Genomic DNA, 21897 nt, shown 5'->3' with positions numbered 1-21897 from the left:
TAATTACTTACCCTTTTATTTCAAATTTACTAGAAACCACTGTCCCTTCTAATGCTTGGGTAGCTAGTCGATCTGCTTCTGTATTTTGCTTACGTCCAATTGGATGGTACTTAGCCTGAATCCCCATTTTTCGAATTTTCTCCTCGATTCGATCCAGCCATCTATTCAGGTTTTCTTCAAAGCATGGCCAATCACCGGAAAGCTGGTTTAACACTACTTGGGAATCCCCTTTAAACGTCACTGTGGTGTGGTGTACGCCTAATTCCTCCAAGGTATTAAGCATCAACCAAAATGCGGCATATTCTGCCTCATTATTTGATTCCATCTCTTCAAACATTTCATTGACTCTGACACGATAAGTTTTTTTATTTTGCGTATAATAAATTGCAACGCCTAAACCGGCCTTACCTGATTGTATATCATATCCCCCATCGAAATAAGCCACAATATCCTGAGGTTCAGTTTCAATTTCTTTTATCAGTTTAATGAGTTCTTTTTTTGTCCACTTTGTTTGTCGCTCATCATAAAAGACAAGATCCTTCGTACGTCCTGTTCGCTCAAAGTCTTCTGCTATTCGTAAAGCATCTTCAGCAGTAACCTCATCAGACATCAAGGTGATGACTTGATTCTTTGGCGTTTTATATGTCCATTCCAGCTTAAGTTTCATCACGCACATCCTCTCTAATGGAACGTATCTTCATTTTTCCTAATTTTTTACTCATTATACACTTTTTCCATTCACCAAGGTACTTCCACTATCATTCACATCGTACTATAATTAAACTTTGACAATTTAACGCTCCCTTTCGCGGTTCGTGAACTCCCGCGTTATCAAAACTATAGGAGGAATACTATGTATAATGAAGTACTTTGGTTTATTTTTGCGATTGTCAATTTTATTTTAGTCCTGGCGATTTACCGGCTTTTTGGAAAACCCGGGTTATTTGTCTGGATTGGTTTTTCAACGGTCGCAGCCAATCTGCAGGTTGTTAAAACGGTTGAATTATTTGGACTAACAGCCACTCTCGGTAATATTATGTATGGAACAAGCTTCTTGATTACCGATATTTTAAATGAAAAATACGGTAAAGAAGAAGCAAAAAAAGGTGTGTGGCTTGGATTTTTTACACTGATTGCAATGACAATCATCATGCAATTTGTGCTTGCTTTTGATCCGCATGAAGTGGATTTTGCACAAGGATCTTTGGAAACCATTTTTGGACTGCTTCCTCGGATTGCATTGGGAAGTCTACTTGCATTTCTTATTAGCCAATATTCTGATGTTATGATTTACTCAAAAATTAAAGCTCGGTTTCCAAAGGACAACCAACTTTGGATTCGAAATAATGGAAGTACGATGATTAGTCAGCTACTTGATACATTAATTTTCACAAGTATTGCGTTTATTGGTGTGTATCCATTCGATGTGTGGATCCAAATTTTTGTAACGACTTACTTTATTAAATGGTTAGTAGCCTTAATAGATACACCTTTTATCTATATCGCTCGTACATTCCATAAAAATAAAAACGCATAATTGATACAATAAGGATGTCTGAAGAGGCATCCTTTTTCAATTTCTTTTGAGTCTTTTTAGTGATAAAATTTACTTATTCATTTATACGGAGGCATTATATGATTGAAGTGTATATCGATGGTGCAAGTGCTGGAGACCCTGGTCCATCTGGCGCCGGCATTTTTATTAAAGGAAATGGTATTGTTGAAAAGCATTCGATTCCACTTGGTATTATGACAAACCACGAAGCTGAATATTACGCTCTACTTAAGGGGCTGGAAATTTGTATTCAAAATGACTACAGGGTTGTTTCTTTTCGTACAGATTCCCAACTTGTTGACCGTGCAATCGAAAAAGAATATGTGAAAAATAAAAAATTTCTACCCTTGCTCGAAAAAGCATTGCAATTATCAAAAGAATTAGATCTCTTTTTTCTAAAATGGATCCCTAGTGCACAAAATAAAGTGGCTGATGAGTTAGCGAGACAGGGTATTAGAAAAAACGAACATGAAAGAAACCCTTGGACATACTAGCTCCAAGGGTTTTATGACATAATATTGCGTTCTTTCACGAATTGATAGGCTTGTTTTCGATTTTGAATTTGATTTTCCTTTAACATTTCTAATAAAGAAATGAAAAAGCTTCCGTCAAATTCCTTCTGAGCTTTTAATGTAATTTCGATTGCCACATTCACAATTTCATCGGTTGCTGCCGTATAATGCTGTCCAAATGTAATAAAACCAACTGCGTCTTCGCCGAGTATAAAACCTTTTTGGGCTAAAAACTGCAGATATTCTTTTACACGATTTTCTAATTTAAACAATTGTCCCCATCCCCAACAAAAAATACAGAATCTACCCTAATAGTACCGCATTTTTTGTCGAAATTCTACGACTTTTTTGTTAAAAAATGGGCTATTGTTCCTGTAATCATTCCAAAAAGAGCACCACCAATTACTTCTTCTGGCTGATGACCAAGTCTTTCCTTTAACTTTTCTTCCTTTTGGTCATGGTAATGATGGTCCTTTTGGCCTGCTAGTCGTTCCAGTTCTTCATCTAGTTCGTTCACTTTTATGGTTAGTTCACCGGATTGACGACGAATTCCTTGGGCATCATACATCACGATTAACCCAAAGACCGTGGATAAAGCAAAATCAATGGTTGGAATTCCTCTTTTCAACGCAATAAAGGTAGCTAATGACGATACACCTGCAGAGTGAGAGCTTGGCATGCCACCTGTTTCAAAAAATGTACCCCAATCCCATTTATTCGTTTTCACTTTTTTAATTGGTATTTTTAGAAATTGAGCCAGTCCAATTGTAAGTAATGCGGTCAAGATTCCTTTATTCACGCTTCTCACCTCATAGTTAGTTTCCTAGTTCTCACCTCTTTCTATACAAGACATAATCCAAAATAGGATGGAAATAATACGAAATGGAGGTGACATGTCATGGCGAAAAAAGCAAACAACCGCGGGAAAGCTCCAAAAGGCGTGAATCCACAAGGTTATAATGAGGATACAGAATTCTCTATGGAACCGAAAAGCGAGCTAGAAAACAGAGCAAAGAAAAAGAATACAAAGATATAATGGTTGCTGGGGTGCCCTGTGGTGAATTGCGGGGCGTCCTTGTTTTGGAAAAATATTGCTAGTGACGGTATTTTGTAAAAGCATCTGAATTTCTTTTGATTCAAAAAAAGAGCACTCACACGAGTACCCTTAACTTATAAATTGATCCAAGCCCTTAAATTCAAGCTCGGTAAACTTTTCATAAACTTTTTCACGGTCAATTCGGATCAATGCATCTTCAAGTGAGCAGTTAATGGGAACTTCACAATGAATTCTCGCTAATTTTCGAGATAAGTGAAGCATGTCCAAATCTTCTTTAATCTTTGTCTTTTGACCTTTTGTTAAATTCTCCACATTTTCAAGAATACCTTCAATGGTTTCAAATTGCTGAAGGAGTTTCAATGCCGTTTTCTCACCGATTCCTCGAACACCCGGATAATTATCACTTGTATCGCCCATTAAAGCTTTAAGATCTACCATTTGCTGTGGGCGAATACCTTTTTCCTCTAAAAAGCTTTCACTTGTGTATTCCGCGTAATTTCCGATTCCCTTTTTCATAATAAGAACCATAATATTGTCATCCAGTAGTTGCAGAATATCTTGGTCACCTGTCAGAATGATCACTTCAGAATCCTGGCTATATTGTCTAGCAAGCGTTCCGATGCAATCGTCGGCCTCATAACCGGACAGCCCCACATTCGGGATGTCAAATGATTCAACAACATCTTTTACAAGATCAAATTGCGGGATCAACTCTTCAGGTGGTGCACCACGATTTCCTTTATAATCGTTATACATTTCTGTTCGGAATGTAGAGCTGCCCATATCCCAGCAACAAATCACATGCGAAGGCTTGTACGTATTGACTGCTGTCATCATATGCTTTACGAAGCCGTGAATGCCATTTGTTGGTATCCCTTTACTATTTACCATAAAATAACCACTCATTGCTGTAGCATAAAAAGAGCGAAACAATAATGCCATTCCATCTATTAACATAATCTGATTTTTCATCAGCATATCCTCCCTATTACAAATTCCTCATAAAAGAAATTATACCATATTTTCACCATGCTATTGTTTGTATCTTCCTTCCAAACAAAGAAAAAGCCCTCTATAAAAGAGGACTCATACTTATTTATCTGGTTAGTATTAAGATGCATGTATTATTTTCGGAACGCATATTCCTTCACCATATCGACTGTTACACGCTTACGTAATGGGACGATTCCTTTTTGAGCAAGCTTATTCATTTCAATCGTCACTTGATTGATCTTATCTACGGTAAATTCCTTGTTTTGCTTTGCTAAAGCAACCGCCTCGTCAATAAACAGTTCTCTTTTTTGTTCAAGAGTAACGAATGTTTTCACGATATTGTGCTGTGCATTTGAATGTTTTGTGATTGCTTCATGGACGTTTGTCATTTTTTCTCCTCCGATGTTTCCATTAGCTTTAAAATATGGGGCTTAGGTTCCCAGCAATTAAATTGATATTTTGGTTTAGTCTCATAGCCTAAGCGTACACATCTGTAAGTCATTATACCATTTTTTCGTTCAGCAGCGAAATTCATACAGGTTGCACATGCATGGTACTTTGATTTTGATTCAGTCAAAATCGATCACCCCATATGTTCTGTACAATAGATTTTTAATGTTTCATGGACTTGTTCTAAGCTGTCGATATCAATATCTTCTGATAAGATCTTTGTGACACCATCAAAATACTCGTTAATTTCCTTTAATGCATTATTTTGAAGAACTTGTAGCCCTTTATTAAACTCTCGGTTGTAAAAAGCAATCAGATTATCATTATTTACCTCAAGATAAGCACTTACAGGTGTATCCAACAATACTTCAAGTTCATCCTGCATTTGCTTTTTCTCATTTTTCTCAAAAAATGCTTTTGGATTTTTAAACAACCCAAGTGCCCTTTTATAACGGGAAAGTTCTTCATTTGCAAGACCATTTTCAAATTCAATCGTTTCAAAATCTAATTTAACGGACTCCGAAATACTCATGTTTGGATTGATTGATTTTATTTGTTCATTAAAACTACCAAGCTGCCCATGAAGACGCTTTGAAATAAAGGTTTCAATTCTCAATGAAGTTGCACGCATCTCCTGTGCCAAATCAAAGCCTACCGATTCCAAAAATTCCACTAAACAAGATTGTAGGGCATTTTTTAAATCACGTCCATCCTCTCTAAGCGATGACGGATTGAAGGCTTCCTTAAACATATCCGAAACACGAAGAAAAACTCTCTGCTTTATATAAAAGGTCAGTTCCTTAATCTCCTGCTCGACAACTCCAAATGCAGTGTTGTGATCTATACTTGTAACAACAGACTTCATTTTAGCATGCTGCTCTTTCGCTTTCTCTAACTTAGAGCGCTTAATATCCTTATCTTCCTTCGCAGACTGTATATACGAATTAATAATGGCTGTAGCACGCTGAATATCAACATATCCCTCATTCACAGCAACCTCTGTTAGTTCATCAATAACAAATGAATGAAAGTCCGTTTCAAATTGTTCAATGCCTGATGTTTGAAGAATACCGAGATCCTTATCACTGACTTCATTTCGTTTCTCAAGTAAAGCAGCTCGACTTGATACCGTATAAAGTCGCGGAAAACGAATGCCATAACTAATGAGCTGTGACCCCACATACTCTTTTACATCTTCTAATTCATCAACGGTATTTGCTAAATCCGCAGCATTTATGACAAAGAACATTTTATCCATGCTGAAGGTGTCTTTGACACGACCAAGCTGAATTAAAAATTCACGATCTGCTTTAGAGAAAGCATGATTATAATACGTCACAAATAGAATTGCATCCGCATTTTTGATATATTCAAATGCGACCCCAGTGTGACGAGCGTTAATCGAATCAGCCCCTGGTGTATCAACTAATGTAATGCCCTGCTGTGTTAATGGACAATCATAATAGAGCTCAATCCATTCCACGAAACAAGCCTTTTCTTCCTTTGCTACATATTCATTAAAACCATCCATGTCAGTTGTTAATGTTTGGTCTAAATGAGCAGAAATACTTTCAAACCCAGCAACTACCGCTTTTAAGAATGAAAAATGCGGTTTTTCCTTCGCACCAATTTTCTCGATGTTGCTAATTTTTGAGTTAATGATGTTTAGGCTTGCTTCAAGAGTACCCGCTTGTTCACCAAAAATGTGTAAAGAATGGTTGATATCATCTACTAATTGCTTTGTTGATTTAATCTTAACAAGTACAGTCCCGTGCTTATGTTCTTCGGTTGGGAATGAAATTTTATTAATGGTTGCTGTCGTTGGATTTGGCGAAACAGGAAGCGCGTGTTTTCCCATTAATGCATTAGCAAATGACGACTTCCCAGCACTAAACGCACCAAATAATGCAACGGTAAAATGTTTATGCTTTAAACGATATGCCTTTTCCTCAATATCCCTCGCAAGTACCGAGAGACCGGTGATCGGCTTGATTAGTTCATGTGCTTTTTCTAAATGAAGAATCGCCTGGTCTGACGAACCCTTCTTTTCTTTTTGCTTTTGGTCTGGTTTATTTTCAACTTGAGAAATATCTTCCTTCTGCTTCATTAGCTCATGAAGGATTTCTTCAGTAGAGGAAATCTCCACATGCTCAGTAAATTGTAAAAGTAAGTTTTCAATTGATTCGACACTATTGATTTTAGATTTCCCGTCCAAGATGTCGTCAAGCTTCATACGGACTTCTGCACGTTTCTCTTCAAATCTCTTTAATGTCGAGTACGCCTCTGAGTATACCTCATATTGTTGTAACTCAGTTTTTAAATTGGTTTCATCCTTAGCAGTACCAGCCTTCAGTTGTTCAAGAATATCTTGAAATAATGCCACCGCTTTTTGCTTATATTTTCTTTTAATATAATTTCCAACATCATCTGTATAGGTAAGGATATACTCCCCTGTTACACCAGCACCTGGTTTAATTAATTTTTTCAACTCATCTGGAATCAACTCCGTTGCAAGCTCGTTTCCGGTTGGTTGTTTCGCTAGACGTAAACCTTCCACAAATCTCCCAACAAAGTCCTTCAAATGCCATTCTAACTGAGTGGACATTTTCTCTTTCACATCAAGAAAGAAAGCTTGTAAACGCTCCTCACGTTCTTTTTCCGTTTTATTTTTGGAAAATAATAACCCCACTTTAAAGTCCGGTTGAACAGATTCAACAAAGCGCTTGGCAAGATCACGCGTTTGGAACGGCATAAGAATCGCATTGGATAAGATGGTTTCGATTTCTTCCATAAACTCTGTTTCAATTTTTTCGCGTTCTTTCGCAAACCTTTCTAAACGATTGTTCAATTCTTCCATTCGAACTGGAATTGTTTCCCTCTCGGCAGCTGATAATGAACGAAGCTTTTCTTTTGTAGCTTCAAGTTCCAATGCATTTTGATCATCTAAAAATGCAATATGCTCAAGAATAATTTGTCTTGCCGAATGAAAAATACCTTCTAATAGAAGCTGGTCTTTATTAGCGATTTTTTCATGAAGAAGCTGCTGAACTTGTTTGAACTGATTATGCTCATGATCTGGCTCCTTCAATGTAGTGTAAAAAATGTTTGAGTATGCCACATTCCAGTTTTGGAATGCCTCTTCTACGCCTTGTTTAAAGGACGCAAAAGGTAATTCAGATTCTTTATGTTTATCGACTTGGTTTACGATTAAGTAAACCGTCTTATTCCGATCCGTTAATTCCTTTGTAAATTGAAAATTCAGCTCGGAAAGGACATGATTATAGTCCATCACGTAAAAGAGGATATCTGCTAAATGTAAAGCTGATTCTGTTGATACGCGATGGGCATCATCGGTTGAATCAATCCCTGGCGTATCCATAATGATTACTTGCTCTGGCAATTTCATGTTGGCATGACTGATTTCAATCGATTCAATTGCTTCCCCGTCTTTCGCATATGACTTGATAACGTCATAATCGTAGGGTTGCGGGTATTCAATGATTTTACCATTACGATAATAGACGCGTGCATATTCACGTCCTTGTTTTACTTTTACAAGGTTTGCACTTGTTGGAATTGGGCTTGATGGTAACAAACTCTCCCCAATGAGTTCGTTAATCATGCTTGATTTACCTGCCGAGAAATGACCAGAAAAACCAATCATATATTCAGTGTTATATAGTTTTTTTAGTAAGTGGATGATTTTCGAACTACTTTCTTTGTCCTTATTTTTTTTGAAAATATCATATAGGGAAGAAAGTCTTTTTTCCAGTTCTTCCTTTGTCATTTGTTTAATTTGATGTGTTTGAATCATTTCTAGTCCCCTTATTGAGCGATGCATAATAGTGTATATATATGTATTTTACTCTACACCCTAGCTTTTGACAAAGCAGAATATTAAGAAACTATTTTTTTGCATAAAAATAACCAGGTATTCACCTGGTAGCATGAATGGAATGATGATTTTTTGGACGACTTTGTTTTGGGTTTGCCACATGATGTAAGACGTGATACATAATAAACCCATATATTCCAATTGTTAGAGATACAAATAATGTAAGCATCTTTTCACCAGCTTTCAACTGATAGTGATAATTATTTTCATCTACCAATTAGTTTATCACAGTTTTCTTTGTTTTCAATCTTTTTTTATCGGTTTCATTACAGTTAGAAGTAGTCGGCGACGCTCTTTTCTAAACTGTTGATATTCCTCATGGACACTTAATGCCCGTTCTTCAACCGGAATGCGAACAGACATCATCACAAAGTTAAGCAACGAAAAGATCAATGCGGTATAATACGCCTGAAATAACAAAGGGATTAAAATGAACTCAAGAGCGACAATGATATAATTCGGGTGTTTGACATATTTATACGGACCTTTAATCTGTACCTGACTTCCCCGCAAAATCATAATTTTCGTATTCCAAAACATCCCTAGGGAATGAAGAGCCCACACTCTTCCAAGTTGGGTTAACGCAAATAAGAAAAATAATATCGGATACAACACCGATATTTCTTTTTCTCCATAAACAACTTCAGTGATTAGTGATACAAAAAATAAAACATGGATAAGGACAATGTATTTATAATGCCTGTGTCCAACCTCATACCCACCTTGAGATAAAATCCATTTTTCATTACGTTTAGCAATTTGCAGTTCAATCAGTCTCTGAGCAATCACTAGCCCAATAAAAATCCAAAATATCATCCTATTTCCTCCATTGTAACAGGACTAATTCAGAGCTAAATCCCGGCCCTAAGGCAGTTACTAGCCCATAATCGCCTTCTTTTCCCAGTTGATTCTCTATAAACTCCTTTAAGACATAAAGCACTGTTACTGAGGACATATTCCCTTGCCTGCGCAACACTTCTCTTGCGATTCCTGTCATTGAACTTGGAAGATCAAGGGAAGCCTCGTATGCATCCAAAACCTTCTTCCCACCGGGATGGGCAATAAAATGCTTTATATCATTCATAGTAAGTTGATTGGCATGTAAAAATTCTTCCACATTTCCCTTCAACCATGACTTCACTATGCTCGGAATATCTTTTGAAAAAATGACGTGTAGTCCTGAATTTTTAATATCCCAGCCCATCACATCCTCTGAATCTGCCATTAAGGTCGATTGTGATGATACAAAGGTGGGACAAATAGGAGTTGCCGCATGATACTCTACTTCATCGCCACCAATGCAAACACATGCCGTACCATCAGCGAATAATGAAGTTCCAATTAAATTACTTTTCGTGAAATCATTTTTTTGAAAAGTTAAGCTACAAAGCTCGACTGCGAGGACAAGGACTTTTGCTTTCGGATATGCTTTACAATAATCAAATGCCCTCGCTAAGCCAGATGCTCCTCCAGCACACCCAAGCCCCCAAATCGGAATTCGCTTAATATGTGGCTGGAATTCCATCTTGTTCATGATTCTCGCTTCAATACTCGGGGTTGAGATTCCAGAACTCGAAATAAAAAAAATGGCATCAATCTCTTCAGGATTTATCTTTTCCGCAAGCATTTGTTGATTCCTTAAACAAGTATGAATAGCTTCTGTACCATATGTAATCGCCTTTTCAATATATGTATTATTTTTATCCTCAAAGCTATGTTCCTTTCCATACCATTCCAATGATTCACTGAAATATCTTTCTTCAATTTCACTATTAGCAAATACCTTTATGAGCCGATCAATATCTGGAAAATGTTCATAAAAGAGGTCTTTAATAAATGCTGTTGTTTTCATTTGATTGACTTTATTTGGTGGATTGCATATACCAATCGAAATCACTTTAGGCATGGGAAGCACCCTTTCTCTGAAGGTCTCTAAAGGTTACTTTTTCCATTTTTAGAATAAGTATGCAATACCAAAAAAACATAAAAAAAGCCTTCCCATTCCCGGGAAAGCTCACGTTTCAAAGGAGTTGTTTTGTTGTTGTGCATTAATAGTATAACTCAAATTTTTCAAACATTCACTAGTAAAATTTTGGTTTCCAAATACTCTTCAAGCTATAATAATGTCGTGATGAGTTCCTCACGTTTTTTATCAATTGCGTCAAAGTCCATTGCCGCTTTGTAGTATTCCTCAAGCTTATCGTGAAGTCGTTTTGCTTCACTTAAAAAGTTTGTGCCGATTGTCATCTTATTTTTATATTCAAGGTTTAACTCTTCAATTTCCTTTTTAAACGTGTTTTCAATTTTTGGATCCATGCATAATGCAAACATATCTACAACTTCATCTTGCTCCCGGAATGGGTCGACTACATGGGGAGCTGTACCATCAACAATTGACACACTTAGTTGTGGGATAATAATCATATCAATGCTTTTCGGATCAAAAGCACAATGGAAATATTCCACTGATAGACCATGTTGTTCGGCGTGCTTTCCCACCTTTTTCATCAATGTTGACTTGCCGCTTCCCGGTCTTCCTTTAATAATATAACGTTTTTCATATTCTTCGGTAATATTATCGATAAAATTCACCGCACCCTTTGGTGTTGCTGCACCAAAAAAGCGCCTCCGAATTGTAGGGTTATCTTCTGCTTCAAATGGCTTGCTAAAAATCGTATCCATTAAATTTTGGAGAACTGCATCCGCCTTCTTAAAGCTCATGGAAGAGACATAAATATCCTCACGCTTTAAATGAACTTTCTTTGCTTCTGCAAAAGTTTTATAAGCATTTTCAAAGTTCTTCGAGATATCATCTGTTAGTTCGATAATTTCATTCTTATATTGCATTAAGTATTCATCATTTCGATACATCCCAAGGTCTATTACCTTCTCAACAACTCCAGGGTATCTAGGCTCAATAACATGTGGTGCTGTCCCGTCCACAAATCCTAATTTTCGTTCTGGAATCACAATTCCGTCTATCGAGTGATTGTCTGAAGAACAGTGTAAGTATTCGAGATCATAGCCTTTATCCATGAATACAAGACCGATTTTACGCATGAAGGTAGACTTACCTGTACCTGGTCCCCCTTTTAAAATATAAAGAGTTTCCAACCCCTTTAATGCTTCATCATACAACGAGTAAAAACCTACACTTGAATTGGTACCTGCATAATAATTTTTTATTTTTGCCATATAAACTACTTACCTCCTTGTAGTCATTCGCCTATCTTTAGACTATGGCACAGGTGCAATCTATGTGATTACAAATCTAAAAATTTTTCACTATGTCACTAAAGAAGTTGGTTTAGCAATATAATACCGATTTGATTGTGACGTAAAAAAATCACTATTCAAAAATAGTGATTAAGAGGACTTCTGATCGTTTTTCTGTACATTAATATTGATTTGCGTAATTACACTATTTCCACATTTATAACATCTTTCTTTGTTATTTAGTAAAAGTGAATGGCATCTTGAACAATAGTATCTAATCATTTACACACATCCTTTTTCATATAGACTATGTTTACGTTTCCAAGACTGTTATTCGTTTTGTCACAAATTATTCAAATATTTTTCTAACCTAATGTGATAAAAATCACTGTTTTACTAGGTTTTCACTATTAATATAGTGATTAGATTAGGAATGAACAATTTGTGAAAAGCTCAAAATCGGCTAGATTTTAACAAATTGTTTTGTATGATGAAAATGTAAAAAGTTTCATAAACGCTTGAAGGGGGTCGTGATGAATGGCAAAGACACAGCTTACTAAGACAAACCAAAAAACAAAAATTGAAGATGAAAAAACTTCTTTAAAAGGAACATTAGCATCTGTTTTATTACTTGGACTTTTCTTAATTTTATCTTGGTTAGGTGTCTATTTCTTGTTCTTAGATCGGGTGTAGATATACTTCCCGCTAGGAAATCGAGGCAAGTCTTCATAAGAGTGGCTTGTACTATTTTATGAAAAAACATATAGAAAAAGAATGTGAAAATTTGAAAGGGGAAGAAGCCATGCATTTGCATAAATATGAAAAAATATGGCTCATTTTTGGTATTGGAATCCTTTTTGTATTCCTAGGAGTTGTTGGAGTTGGAGCGTTCGCAATGGGGCATCAGCCAGCAAGCAGCATTAAAACAATTGATCCTGAAAAGGTTGCTGAAACTGCACCGTTTGATAATCCAGGACTTGTTCATATTGAAGGAAATAAATATGAATTAAACCTTGTTGCTGAAGGATTTGCTTACACACCTAACACGATCCAAATTCCAAAAGATGCAGTAGTAACAATTAATGTAGCAACAAAAGATGTTGTTCACGGTTTTTCAATTGCGGGCACTAACGTCAATATGATGGTTGAGCCAGGATATGTGAGCAGCTATACACAAACATTTTCTAAAACAGGCGAATTTTTAGTGTTATGTAATGAATATTGTGGAGCTGGGCACCACTTAATGACTGCAAAAGTTGAGGTGACCGAATAATGTTAAATTCAAATGTCAAGGTAGACAAAAAAGATGCCAAGCTAGCAATGGCACACTTTTACGTAGCCTTTATTGCTTTATTTCTTGGTGGTACTGCTGGATTACTTCAGACACTTGTTCGTTCAGGTAAATTTACATTACCTGCAGGTATTGGCTATTATCAATTATTAACCGTTCACGGAGTTTTATTAGCACTCGTACTTACAACTTTTTTTGCGATCGGTTTCTTATTTGCAAGTTTGAGCAAAACAGCTGGTACACTTTCTCCAAAAGTCCGTCTTACAGCTTGGATTGGATTTTGGGTGATGACAATCGGTACTGCCTCAACAGCAACTACCATCCTTTTGGGTGAAGCTTCGGTTCTTTATACTTTCTATGCTCCATTACAAGCACACCCTGTCTTCTATATTGGACTAGCGCTAGTGGTTGTTGGTAGCTGGATTAGTGGGTTTGCCATGTTTGCTCACTTTGGTAAATGGAAAAAAGCAAATCCTGGTAAAGTCACCCCATTACTTAGCTATATGTCAGTAATGACAATGATTCTTTGGTTAGTTGCAACACTTGGAGTAGCAGCAACCGTTCTTATTCAATTTATTCCATGGTCATTTGGTTGGGTTGATACAATCGATGTTCTAATTAGTAGAACATTATTCTGGTATTTTGGTCACCCACTTGTATACTTCTGGTTATTACCAGCTTATATGGCGTGGTACGTTGTGATTCCAAAAGTAATTGGCGGAAAAATTTTCTCTGATGCACTTGCAAGATTATCATTTATTTTGTTCTTACTATTCTCTATACCAGTTGGATTCCACCATCAGTTGACAGAACCAGGTATTGATCCAAACTGGAAATACTTACAAGTTGTTTTAACATTCATGGTTGTTATTCCGTCATTAATGACTGCATTCTCTATGTTTGCTTCATTCGAAATGTATGGAAGATCAAAGGGTGCAACAGGTTTGTTCGGTTGGTTTAGAAAGCTTCCTTGGGGAGATGCTCGTTTCTTCGCCCCATTCATGGGTATGTTAATCTTTATCCCTGCCGGTGCTGGCGGTATTATCAATGCAAGTCACCAGTTGAACCAAGTCATTCATAATACTATCTGGGTAACAGGACACTTCCACTTGACCGTTGCAACAACCGTTCTGTTAACATTCTTTGGAATCGCCTACTGGCTCATTCCACACTTAACTGGACGTGTGATGACAAAGGCAATGAATAAACTCGCGATTATCCAAACAATTGTCTGGACAATTGGTATGGCATTTATGTCAACATCTATGCACTTTGCTGGATTACTAGGAGCTCCTAGACGTTCTGCTTTCTCAACTTATGGAGGCTCTGCACAAGCAGCAGAATGGATTCCTTATCAAATTGCACAAGCTATTGGTGGCTCTATTCTCTTTATTGGAATCATCCTAGTTCTTGTTATTTTTGTTAATTTAGCCTTCTTTGCACCAAAAGGTGAAACAGAATTCCCTGTAGGTGAAGTGGCCGAAGAAGCAGAAAAAACACCAATGATTCTAGAAAACTGGAAACTTTGGGTTGGTGTATTGGCCGTATTAATTTTAATCGCTTATACCATTCCATTTGTTGATATGATTCAAAATGCACCACCTGGAGCTAAGTCTTTCAAACATTTACTATAGGTACTAAAAAAGCTATGCAACTTAAGTTGCGTAGCTTCTTTATTCTATAATTTGTAGATTGTCCGATATTTTTCTTCTAAGTACAGAATTAGATAGTTTGCATTTAATCCTTCACCCGTCACGTCTTTGATGATTTCCAATGGCTTTTTACGCTTTCCATATTGATGAATATGTTTCGTTAACCATTCTTTAATTGGAGTTAAGTTCCCCTCTTCTAACAGGTCGTCAAAGTTTGGGATATCCTTTAACATAGCATGTTTAAATTGAGCAGCATACATGTATCCAAGTGCATAAGACGGGAAATAACCAAAGCTACCACCTGCCCAATGGACATCTTGTAACACACCTTCTGCATCATTTTTTGGACGAATGCCCAAATACTCTTCATATTTCGCATTCCAAATTTCTGGTAGGTCCTTAACTTCAATCTCATCATTAAAAAGGCTTTTTTCAATTTCATAACGCACCATGATATGTAATGGATAAGTTAATTCATCCGCCTCAATTCGAATAAATGATGGCTTTGATTCATTGATTGCACGGTAAAAATCTTCAACTGAAACTGAATCAAACTGACCACTTGCATATTCTTTTAATAACTCAAAGTTATTTTTCCAAAGTGGTAAACTTCGACCGACAATGTTTTCATAGAATAAGGACTGAGATTCATGGATTCCCATTGAAGTCCCTTCTGCTAGGTTTGTACCAACCAAATCTGGGGAAATATTTTGCTCATAAAGGGCATGCCCACCTTCATGAATGGTACCAAAAACAGCAGTTCTGAAGTCTTTTTCCACATAATTTGTTGTTACACGTACATCCCCTGGATTTAATCCAGTTGCGAATGGGTGAACTGTTTCATCCAGACGACCAGCGTCAAAGTCGTAACCCATTTTCTTAAGAATTTCAAGGCTAAAATCACGTTGCTTTTCCTTTGGAAATTCGTTAAATAAAAATGACGTTTCCGGCTTGTTTTGTGATTCAGTAACGGCTTTAACAAGTGGCACGATTTTTTCTCGTAATTGAGCAAATACTTGATCCACTACCTCCACTGTCATCCCTGGTTCGTACATATCAAGTAACGTGTTGTATTTGTTGCCCTCGTACCCCCAGTAGCCAATAAATTTTTTCGTAAAGTCGACAAGTTTTTCTAAATACGGACGGAACATTTCAAAATCAGATTTTTCTTTTGCATCTTCCCAAACGGATTCTGCTTTTGATTGCAAGATGACATACTCACGAAATTCTTCTGCTGGAATCTTTTGGTTTCGTTCAAAATCTTTTTTACATTCTTCTACGACTTTTTTCGTAATGTCATCAAGTTGTTTTTGTGCTTCAGGAGACGTTAATTCTTTTAAATAAGTCTCCATTTCGGTAGAAGTCGACATCGCAAAAACCTCTGATGAGAGCATACCGATTACTTCAGATCGTTGCTCCACTCCCTTTTTCGGAGCACCCGTACGTAAATCCCAGTACATGACCCCAATTGCCTCATTATAGCTTGTCATTTTCTTAACTAAATCAAGAAAAGCTTGCTCGGTTTGTTGTAGTTGCTCTGACATATTTCGTTCTCCCCCTCTATTTGATATCAGCCTTTGTCGGTAAAACATTTTTAATGTTGTCAATGACTAGGTTACTTGTAGTATCTTCTACAAAAATACTGACAGTTCCTGCATCTTCACTTGAACGAATCAAACGACCAATGCCTTGTCTTAGTCTTAAGAGCATATATGGAAGATCGACCTTCTCAAATGGCGATTCGACTCTTTTTCTTTTTGCTTGAAATACAGGATCATTTGGCGGGAATGGCAATGACCAAATGATGACATTCGATAAGGAAGGTCCAGGAATATCAAGCCCTTCCCATAATGAAGTGGAACAAAGTATGCTATGTTCATCATTTTGGAACCTGGACACAAGCCTACTTATTTCTTGATCGCCTTCAAAAAGAATAGGGTATTTTTCCGAAATGCAGTTCTCTTTAAACAATTGCAGCTCTTCCTTTGAATTAAATAAAAGAAGTGCCCGACCTTTTGATTTTTCAATTTCATCCCATGCAAATTGAAATTTTGATCGAAACAGTTCCTCATTGGCATGAAACACAGGCATCTGAATTTTCATCTGATTTTCATAATCAAATGGAGATTCAACCGAAAACGTTTGATAGCTACTAATTCCTAAACTCTTCGCAATATAATCAAAGGATTTATTTTCAGATAAAGTAGCCGAAGAAAATACAAATGGAATTCTTTTTGAAAACACGTTTTCCGCTAAAATGGTTTCCACAGCTTGTGGCATAATGACTAGTGTGAAGTTTTCACTATCTGCCTCCCCCCAGCAAATAGCATCATTTTCTTCACCGAAAAGCTTTAATGAATATTCCATTTGATCTAAATATTCATCGACAATATGTAATTCGTATTGATCAATTGTATACGTTTCTGCCTCGAACACGAGATTATTGCCAATCTCCACAATCATCTGATGAAGTTTATTTGCATCGGCAATTAAGTTCGCGGTTCGAACAATATCCATGCGTGCAGATCCCTCAACTGTTTGACTTTTTTCTCTAAGACGTTTATAAAAAAGCTCATTTTGCCAAATCGTATCTTCTATTAATTGCGCAAATTCTTCACGAACATCGTTTCCTAATAGTCTTGTTAACAAGCTTTCTAAAGTCGTTTCCTGCACACGATAGGTTAACGCTTTTTGTGCTGAGAATTCAAGTAAATGTCCTTCATCAAAAACCACACAACTACTTTCAGGTAAAAAAGGAAGTTGTCCTTCTCTTTTTCTGGCTTCCATTGTCCACACATGCTCCATATAAAAATCATGAGAACAAATAATTAAATCAACTGCCTTACGATAATGATCTCTAGATAACGTGAGTCCACATCGATGGCGCAAGTCACATGAAAAACAATCCTGAAAGTTATCCCATGCAACAGATTTCCATTCCTCATCTGTAAGTTCAGAGTATGTTTTTCGATCCCCGTAATGATGGAATGTTTGCATAGTCGAATGACTGTGAACAAAATCTGGTAACTCTTTATAAATTTGTGTAATTTTCTCGTTTGTTGTTCGACGTGTGGCATGATCCAACTTTTGCAGACAAAGATATTGATCCTGTGCCTTAGCAAGACGAACGTCAATATTTAAGTTTAATGCGTCAGCGATTTTTGAAATGTCTCCTTCTGGCTTTACGAGCTGTTCAATTAACGACTCGTCTGCACATGAGATAATCGCCGGCTTTCTCATATATCTCGCATAGCAAATTGCATATAATAGATAAACAATTGTTTTACCAGTACCTACACCGGCTTCTGCGAACACAATTGATTTTTCCTTAAATGCTTTTTCCAGCTGAAATGCCATATAGATTTGCTCATCACGAAGTTCAAACCCTTTTTCAGGAAGGATGTCGTAAAAAACATCACCAATCCATTCATTTAATTTATCAAAAAAATTTTCATTTCTGGATATTTGAAAGGGTAACCCTTCTCCAATCATCTGTAAAACCCCCAAAACCAAGGTACGCGCCAATTTTTAATTATCTACTAGTGAAGGAACTAAGTCAATATGAAAAGAACAAAAGCGTAAGCGCCTTGAGTGTTGAACGTCTACTAAATACTGCCACGTCCTGTGGCAAACGTAGACGTCAGCACATCCTGTGCAAGTCCGACAAGCATAAGACGAGCGCTGACAGAAGGCGCCTCTTGCCTTCCGAAGCGATTGGCTATGACCTCGAGGGGCTAGGCGCTGGAGCTGAACGTGGATAATCTCAATAAAAGTTATCCACAATGATAAATTTTATAATTTCCTAAAACAACAAGAAAACCCGCCGTAGCGAGTTTCCTTGTAATATTCGTTCATTCACTTTTATATCGTAATAAATCAACATCAATCGAAGTTGAATGAGACATTGCTTGGAGTAGGTCATTTTTTGCTTGAAGAATGGATTTAAGTGGATCCAGCTCTTCCCCTACCTCATTTTGAAGAGTCCGATATGTATCATTCAACGCATCTTGAATTTTTTTAAAATCTAAGTAGTTCATTACTCATTCACTCCTGAATATTTATAGACACCAATAAAGTATATGTCCTTTGGAGTTGAACTATTCATGTAATCTACTTTTAACGCTCTCTAGGTGGTCTCTTACCCCAATACTGGTAATAGTCCGTTCGAATAAACCCGTTAAACAACTTACGCTTCTTCGTTGCAGGCTTGCCGTATAATTGTTCAAATTCAGGATGTGAGGTTAGCATATAGACGGACCAAGTATCAAATGGACGAAGGGCTTCCCCCATACTACGATACATTTCCTCAACAGCCTTTTTTTCACCAAGTCTTTCCCCATATGGAGGGTTCCCGACAATTACACCGTATTCCTTTGTTGTTGTAAAATCCCGAACCTGCATTTGTTTAAACTGGATCAAGTCTGAAAAACCAGCTTCCTCTGCATTATCCTTTGCGATTTGGATCATTCTGTGGTCAATATCAAAACCGCTGATATCAAGAGGCTGATCGTATTTAGCTAAATCTTCAACCTCTTGGCGTGCTTCATCCCATCGTTGTTTTCCAATCCAATGCCAATCCTCAGATACGAAATCACGGTTAAAACCAGGAGCGATGTTTTGCCCGATTAATGCAGCTTCTATTGGTATTGTTCCAGAGCCACAAAATGGATCAACAAACGGTCTCTCCGGTGTCCAGTTCGTTAACATGACTAGAGTTGCGGCTAATGTCTCTTTTAACGGTGCCTCCCCTTGGTCGACCCGGTATCCACGCTTGTGCAGCCCGACCCCACTACAGTCGATTGTGAGTGTTGCGACGTCTTTAAGTAAAGCTACTTCAATTCGGAATAATGGACCGGTTTCTTCTAACCAGCCTGATGTTTTGCGGTAATGCTTCTTAAGGCTTTCAACAACTGCTTTTTTTACAATGCTTTGACAATCTGAAACACTAAAAAGCTTTGATTTTACTGATTTCCCAATAACCGGAAACTCTGCGTTTTCTGGGAGTATATCGCCCCAATTAAGGGCCTTTGTTTTTTCGAATAATTCATCAAAGGTTGTGGCTTTAAATTCTCCAACTTTTAGCTTGATACGGTCTGCAGTTCTCAACCAAAGATTACTACGGCAGATAGCTTGTTCATCAGCAACAAATGTAACCTTCCCGTTTTCAACGGTACATTCATAGCCTAAATCCCGTACTTCTTTTGCTACGATTGATTCAATTCCCATCGCTGCTGTAGCAATAAGTGTTACTTTACCCATTCACGTTCACCCTAACTATGTACAATCATTTTATATAGTAAAAGAATAAAGAATCTCAACTTGTAAAGCAAGATTTGCGACAAAAAGATTATGTATGCAAACAAAAAGCTCTTCATCATGAAGAGCTTTGTTTCTTTATTCATCATGTAAGTATCGTTAATTAATAACGTTCTGTAAGCCATGTTTTGTTCCATCGTACTTCAGTCGGTAAAACGAATACCTCGTACTCCGGTGGTAATCATCTATCTACAAACGATAAATCGTCTGTCCTTCTCCTTGTTCATTTCCAAGAGAGAAAGTGCCCCTACCATAATTTGGGTTTCTCGCTCGTGGGGTTTACCTCGTTCCACTCTTGTAATTTCTTACAAGACTTCGTCACTGTGGCACTTTATAGGTAGTCAAACCATATCCAAATGGACTTAGGTTTTTTTCCTGCCGTTAGCAAAGATTACTCCTCACTACCCTAGCTTATCATTTCGCTAGGCACGAACACTACGGACATCTCAGCCCGTGCGAGCATGGACTTTCCTCTGCAGGTCACCCTGCAGCGATTACCCGAACGTTATTAATGTGTGCAAGAAATAGTATAGTAAAAAAACATTACAAATGCAAGTGATAACCACTGGTAATTCCTGCCAACATCTTAATCCTCAATCGTACAGTTTACTACCGAATACATGTTTTTCAAGGTTTGATAATCGTTTTAAAATATCAAAATTAGTTGTACCTGTTTGCGCCTGTGGTTGTTTCTTAAAGGAATCCTCTAGTTGACGCTTTAAACGAAGGTTCTCTTGTTGAAGCTCTTCAATTTCTTGATAAAACGTTTCATAATCCTTGATGATCACATCTAAAAATTTATCAACTTCTTCTTGTTTATAGCCTTTCATGGCCGACTTAAATTCTTTCTCAAGTATCTGCGTTGTTGTTAATTTTATTTTATCAGATAACATTAGTTTCACCTCGATACACTTTCCCCATTATTCCTATTTCTATTTTTTCAAAAATTTCACGTATTGTCAATTTATATTGCAAAAGCGGAATCTTTCAATAGTCGTTATTGGCGTATTGTTCTTCTTCAGCGATTACTTGGAGATCATACGCGTTAATCGTAATCAGCTGATAGCCTTCATTTTCATACTTCTTTTTCGCATCAGCATAAATATAACGTGGACTTCCATCCTTTTCCTCATCATATAGTATTATGAAAGCATCACTTTTGTCTAGAAAGAAAGCATTTTTCAGTCTGAATTGTGAGGGATTATCATATTTTCGGTTTGTGATACTGTTTACATAGTCTGCTTGCGACAGAATTAATTGGTAGTATTCTCTGTTTGTTTCGTTCCATTTTTCATCTTGCTCAAGGAATGGAGTAATCACAGCAAGCTTGAGGTCGGGATATTCTTCTTGAAGCTCAAAAGTGATTTCAGCTGCCCAAAGCTCGACACCAAGTTGCCCGCTAATGATCACCCATTCTAGTCCCTCCTCAATTAAGGGAAGAAGTGCTTTTTTAAGGGCTAGTTTTATATAGTGGATTCCAGGATGGTCTTGTCCAAAAATTCCAAGTTCAAACGGTTTATAGCCTGTAATTGCAACAACTTTTATCATGTCAAGACTCCTTTATCTATTGTTATCGTAGCAGATCTCCAATCATCATATGTAAAACAGGAACCATTACAGTTCCTGTTGTGTTTTTGTTCATTTTATTTGTTACGATTTAAATTAAGTTAATGGTTTACCGGCCAATAAACGGTCCTGGTGGTCTTGCTCCACAATTAAAGTGTTGATTTGTAACTTCAGTCGCAACAGATTCTGTATGCGGGTAATAATGCATATGTTGATACATATGATGATTTATATGTTGCGTATGTGAAGGATGAATATGTGGAACAATTGTTTTACAGCAGTGGTGTTGAACACAACATTGTGTTGGGTGTACAATAGGTTGCATTACATTTGTTGGACAATACATATTTTTTATCTCCTTTCCTTCATCTGTCTTACATTAATAGCCTATGAA

General features: G+C 37.1%; 22 protein-coding genes and 1 other RNA gene. 6 read left to right on the top strand and 17 right to left on the bottom strand.

Features of this window, described 5'->3' with window-relative positions:
• Nucleotides 1–7 precede the first annotated feature (7 nt).
• On the bottom strand, nucleotides 8–667 hold the full coding sequence (locus tag E1I69_RS02295; protein WP_136378015.1) for a ribonuclease H family protein: 660 nt from the start codon (nucleotides 665–667) through the stop codon (nucleotides 8–10).
• Nucleotides 668–853: 186 nt separating this feature from the next.
• Here E1I69_RS02295 and E1I69_RS02290 point away from each other — a divergent pair, with 186 nt between their 5' ends.
• Nucleotides 854–1537, top strand: a complete 684-nt coding sequence (locus E1I69_RS02290; protein WP_136378014.1) for a queuosine precursor transporter — start codon at nucleotides 854–856, stop codon at nucleotides 1535–1537.
• A 98-nt stretch (nucleotides 1538–1635) separates the two neighbouring features.
• Nucleotides 1636–2049 (top strand): reverse transcriptase-like protein, encoded by a 414-nt coding sequence (locus E1I69_RS02285; protein WP_136378013.1) that lies wholly within the window; start codon nucleotides 1636–1638, stop codon nucleotides 2047–2049.
• Nucleotides 2050–2060: 11 nt separating this feature from the next.
• On the opposite strand, the gene E1I69_RS02280 is transcribed toward E1I69_RS02285, so the two are convergent.
• Together E1I69_RS02280 and E1I69_RS02275 are read right to left on the bottom strand one after the other, a co-directional pair.
• The gene (locus E1I69_RS02280; RefSeq protein WP_136378012.1) at nucleotides 2061–2339 is read right to left on the bottom strand and encodes a DUF6123 family protein; all 279 of its coding nucleotides are present in this window, start codon (nucleotides 2337–2339) and stop codon (nucleotides 2061–2063) included.
• A 65-nt stretch (nucleotides 2340–2404) separates the two neighbouring features.
• Nucleotides 2405–2866 carry a divergent PAP2 family protein gene (locus E1I69_RS02275; RefSeq protein ID WP_136378011.1) on the bottom strand — a complete coding sequence of 154 codons (462 nt, stop codon included), beginning with the start codon at nucleotides 2864–2866 and terminating at the stop codon, nucleotides 2405–2407.
• 99 nt (nucleotides 2867–2965) lie between these two features.
• On the opposite strand from E1I69_RS02275, the gene sspL reads away from it, so the two are divergent.
• On the top strand, nucleotides 2966–3103 hold the full coding sequence (gene sspL / locus E1I69_RS02270) for a small, acid-soluble spore protein L (protein ID WP_116352296.1): 138 nt from the start codon (nucleotides 2966–2968) through the stop codon (nucleotides 3101–3103).
• Between the two features lie 129 nt (nucleotides 3104–3232).
• Here sspL and E1I69_RS02265 read toward each other — a convergent pair whose 3' ends face one another.
• From E1I69_RS02265 to E1I69_RS02235, 6 genes are all read right to left on the bottom strand, one after another.
• Nucleotides 3233–4096, bottom strand: a complete 864-nt coding sequence (locus tag E1I69_RS02265; protein WP_136378010.1) for a 5'-3' exonuclease — start codon at nucleotides 4094–4096, stop codon at nucleotides 3233–3235.
• Between the two features lie 152 nt (nucleotides 4097–4248).
• A complete protein-coding gene (locus tag E1I69_RS02260) occupies nucleotides 4249–4506 on the bottom strand; it encodes a DUF2533 family protein (RefSeq protein WP_136378009.1) in 258 nt (85 codons plus the stop codon).
• Nucleotides 4507–4700: 194 nt separating this feature from the next.
• Nucleotides 4701–8381 carry a dynamin family protein gene (locus E1I69_RS02250; protein ID WP_161974827.1) on the bottom strand — a complete coding sequence of 1227 codons (3681 nt, stop codon included), beginning with the start codon at nucleotides 8379–8381 and terminating at the stop codon, nucleotides 4701–4703.
• A gap of 324 nt (nucleotides 8382–8705) precedes the next feature.
• Nucleotides 8706–9278 carry an isoprenylcysteine carboxyl methyltransferase family protein gene (locus tag E1I69_RS02245; protein ID WP_136378006.1) on the bottom strand — a complete coding sequence of 191 codons (573 nt, stop codon included), beginning with the start codon at nucleotides 9276–9278 and terminating at the stop codon, nucleotides 8706–8708.
• A 1-nt stretch (nucleotide 9279) separates the two neighbouring features.
• Nucleotides 9280–10368 carry a type III polyketide synthase gene (locus tag E1I69_RS02240; RefSeq protein ID WP_136378005.1) on the bottom strand — a complete coding sequence of 363 codons (1089 nt, stop codon included), beginning with the start codon at nucleotides 10366–10368 and terminating at the stop codon, nucleotides 9280–9282.
• A 209-nt stretch (nucleotides 10369–10577) separates the two neighbouring features.
• Nucleotides 10578–11657: a PRK06851 family protein gene (locus E1I69_RS02235; RefSeq protein WP_136378004.1), complete on the bottom strand. Its 1080-nt coding sequence runs from the start codon at nucleotides 11655–11657 to the stop codon at nucleotides 10578–10580.
• A gap of 558 nt (nucleotides 11658–12215) precedes the next feature.
• Here E1I69_RS02235 and E1I69_RS02230 point away from each other — a divergent pair.
• The 3 genes from E1I69_RS02230 to E1I69_RS02220 all read left to right on the top strand — a co-directional run bounded on the left by E1I69_RS02230 (nucleotide 12216) and on the right by E1I69_RS02220 (nucleotide 14603).
• Entirely contained in the window at nucleotides 12216–12371 is a 156-nt protein-coding gene (locus E1I69_RS02230) for a cytochrome c oxidase subunit 2A (RefSeq protein WP_136378003.1), read from the top strand.
• 109 nt (nucleotides 12372–12480) lie between these two features.
• Nucleotides 12481–12951 (top strand): cytochrome c oxidase subunit II, encoded by a 471-nt coding sequence (locus tag E1I69_RS02225; RefSeq protein WP_136378035.1) that lies wholly within the window; start codon nucleotides 12481–12483, stop codon nucleotides 12949–12951.
• Nucleotides 12951–14603 carry a b(o/a)3-type cytochrome-c oxidase subunit 1 gene (locus tag E1I69_RS02220; protein ID WP_136378002.1) on the top strand — a complete coding sequence of 551 codons (1653 nt, stop codon included), beginning with the start codon at nucleotides 12951–12953 and terminating at the stop codon, nucleotides 14601–14603. The genes E1I69_RS02225 and E1I69_RS02220 overlap by 1 nt, the downstream gene beginning before the upstream one ends.
• A 44-nt stretch (nucleotides 14604–14647) precedes the next feature.
• Here the strand turns inward: E1I69_RS02220 and E1I69_RS02215 are convergent, their stop codons facing one another.
• From E1I69_RS02215 to E1I69_RS02180, 8 genes are all read right to left on the bottom strand, one after another.
• Entirely contained in the window at nucleotides 14648–16165 is a 1518-nt protein-coding gene (locus tag E1I69_RS02215) for a carboxypeptidase M32 (RefSeq protein WP_136378001.1), read from the bottom strand.
• A gap of 16 nt (nucleotides 16166–16181) precedes the next feature.
• Nucleotides 16182–18113, bottom strand: coding sequence for an ATP-dependent DNA helicase (locus E1I69_RS02210; protein ID WP_136378000.1), 1932 nt, complete (start codon nucleotides 18111–18113; stop codon nucleotides 16182–16184).
• A 359-nt stretch (nucleotides 18114–18472) separates the two neighbouring features.
• Entirely contained in the window at nucleotides 18473–18658 is a 186-nt protein-coding gene (locus E1I69_RS02205; RefSeq protein ID WP_136377999.1) for a hypothetical protein, read from the bottom strand.
• A gap of 79 nt (nucleotides 18659–18737) precedes the next feature.
• A complete protein-coding gene (locus E1I69_RS02200) occupies nucleotides 18738–19880 on the bottom strand; it encodes a THUMP domain-containing class I SAM-dependent RNA methyltransferase (protein WP_136377998.1) in 1143 nt (380 codons plus the stop codon).
• Nucleotides 19881–20049: 169 nt separating this feature from the next.
• An RNA gene (gene rnpB, locus E1I69_RS02195) (RNase P RNA component class B) lies at nucleotides 20050–20443 on the bottom strand.
• An 87-nt stretch (nucleotides 20444–20530) separates the two neighbouring features.
• A complete protein-coding gene (gene gpsB / locus E1I69_RS02190; RefSeq protein WP_136378034.1) occupies nucleotides 20531–20830 on the bottom strand; it encodes a cell division regulator GpsB in 300 nt (99 codons plus the stop codon).
• A 94-nt stretch (nucleotides 20831–20924) separates the two neighbouring features.
• Nucleotides 20925–21482 carry a DUF1273 domain-containing protein gene (locus E1I69_RS02185; RefSeq protein WP_136378033.1) on the bottom strand — a complete coding sequence of 186 codons (558 nt, stop codon included), beginning with the start codon at nucleotides 21480–21482 and terminating at the stop codon, nucleotides 20925–20927.
• 130 nt (nucleotides 21483–21612) lie between these two features.
• Complete coding sequence (locus tag E1I69_RS02180) at nucleotides 21613–21849, bottom strand: spore coat protein (RefSeq protein ID WP_136377997.1); 237 nt, start codon at nucleotides 21847–21849, stop codon at nucleotides 21613–21615.
• Nucleotides 21850–21897 lie beyond the last annotated feature (48 nt).

The sequence above is a fragment of the Bacillus timonensis genome, from assembly GCF_004799755.1.
Taxonomy (GTDB): domain Bacteria; phylum Bacillota; class Bacilli; order Bacillales; family Bacillaceae_L; genus Ferdinandcohnia; species Ferdinandcohnia timonensis_A.
Note: the sequence above shows the minus strand (reverse complement) of the source record. Positions and strands in the feature narration are given on the sequence as shown.